The following is a 1281-nucleotide window of genomic DNA, read 5'->3' as shown; positions in this document are numbered from 1 at the left end:
ACCTAGTCTGGAGGCACAATGAGCTCGAAAAATCACAACGTACCTGACGCACTACTGGACAGCTTGCTGGCCAACTATCAGAAGCCCGAAGACCTCATCGGTGAGAACGGCCTACTCAAGCAGCTCACCAAGCTGCTGGTCGAGAAAGCGCTGGATGCCGAGATGGCAGCGCATCTTGGCCACAGCAAACACGAGCCAGTGCGCAATCCCGCCGGCAATACCCGTAACGGCAAGAGCCGCAAGACCCTCAAGGGCGAGTTCGGTGAATTGCCCATCGAAGTACCACGCGACCGCCAAGGCACCTTCGAGCCGCAACTCATCCCCAAGCACCAGACCCGCTGGACCGGCTTCGACGACAAAGTCATCTCGCTTTACGCCCGGGGCATGACGGTCCGGGAAATTCAGGCCCATCTGGAAGAGATGTACGGTACCGAGGTCTCGCCCAGCCTGATCTCCTCCATCACCGATGCCGTCAGCGAAGAGGTCAAAGCTTGGCAGGCTCGGCCACTCGATTCGGTCTATCCGATCATCTACCTCGACTGCATTCACGTGAAGGTGCGTGAAGGGGCCGTCCGCGTGAAGGCCGTCTATCTCGCCATCGGCGTTACCCTGGCCGGTGAGAAGGAGGTACTGGGGATGTGGCTGGCCCAGACGGAAGGCGCCAAGTTCTGGCTTCAAGTCGTGACCGAGCTGCGGAACCGGGGCGTACAGGACATCTTTATCGCCTGTGTCGATGGCCTGAAGGGCTTCCCGGAAGCGATCGAGGCAGTCTTCCCGCAAGCGGCCGTGCAGTTGTGCATCGTGCACATGGTGCGGCACAGCCTGAACTACGTGTCGTGGAAGCGGCGCCCGCAGGTGGCGGCCGACCTGAAGCGAATCTACCAATCCGCAACCCTCGATGAAGCAGAGCAGCGGCTCGGCGAGTTTGAGGCAAAGTGGGATGACGATTATCTGCCGATTGGTCAGTCCTGGCGACGCAACTGGGCTCGGTTGACGCCATTTTTTGACTACCCACCGGAGATCAGGAAAGTGATCTACACCACCAATGCCATCGAGTCGGTGAATATGAGCCTGCGCAAGCTGACCAAGAACCGTGGTTCATTCCCGAGTGATGAGGCATTGCTGAAGCTGTTCTACCTGGCGCTGAGGAACATCAGCCAGAAGTGGACCATGCCGATTCGGGATTGGAAGGCGGCGCTGACTCGCTTTACCATTCAGTTCGAGGAACGCATTCCACAGGCGTAACCCAAACCCCGTTTACACAAAAATTCGGACAGGCCC

The 1281-nt window shown here is 58.6% G+C and carries 1 protein-coding gene; it reads left to right on the top strand.

Annotated features, from left to right (window positions below):
• Positions 1-18 precede the first annotated feature (18 nt).
• Positions 19-1245: an IS256 family transposase gene (locus PQU95_RS18450; protein ID WP_272753357.1), complete on the top strand. Its 1227-nt coding sequence runs from the start codon at positions 19-21 to the stop codon at positions 1243-1245.
• Positions 1246-1281: the final 36 nt, after the last annotated feature.

Source organism: Vogesella aquatica, from assembly GCF_028548455.1.
Classification (GTDB): domain Bacteria; phylum Pseudomonadota; class Gammaproteobacteria; order Burkholderiales; family Chromobacteriaceae; genus Vogesella; species Vogesella aquatica.
The sequence above is the reverse complement of the archived record's forward strand: the minus strand, read 5'-3'. Positions and strand labels throughout refer to the sequence as shown.

Bases quoted from the DNA above. Each gene is read 5' to 3' on its own strand.
- PQU95_RS18450 (WP_272753357.1), top strand. From the start codon at position 19: ATGAGCTCGAAAAATCACAACGTACCTGACGCACTACTGGACAGCTTG.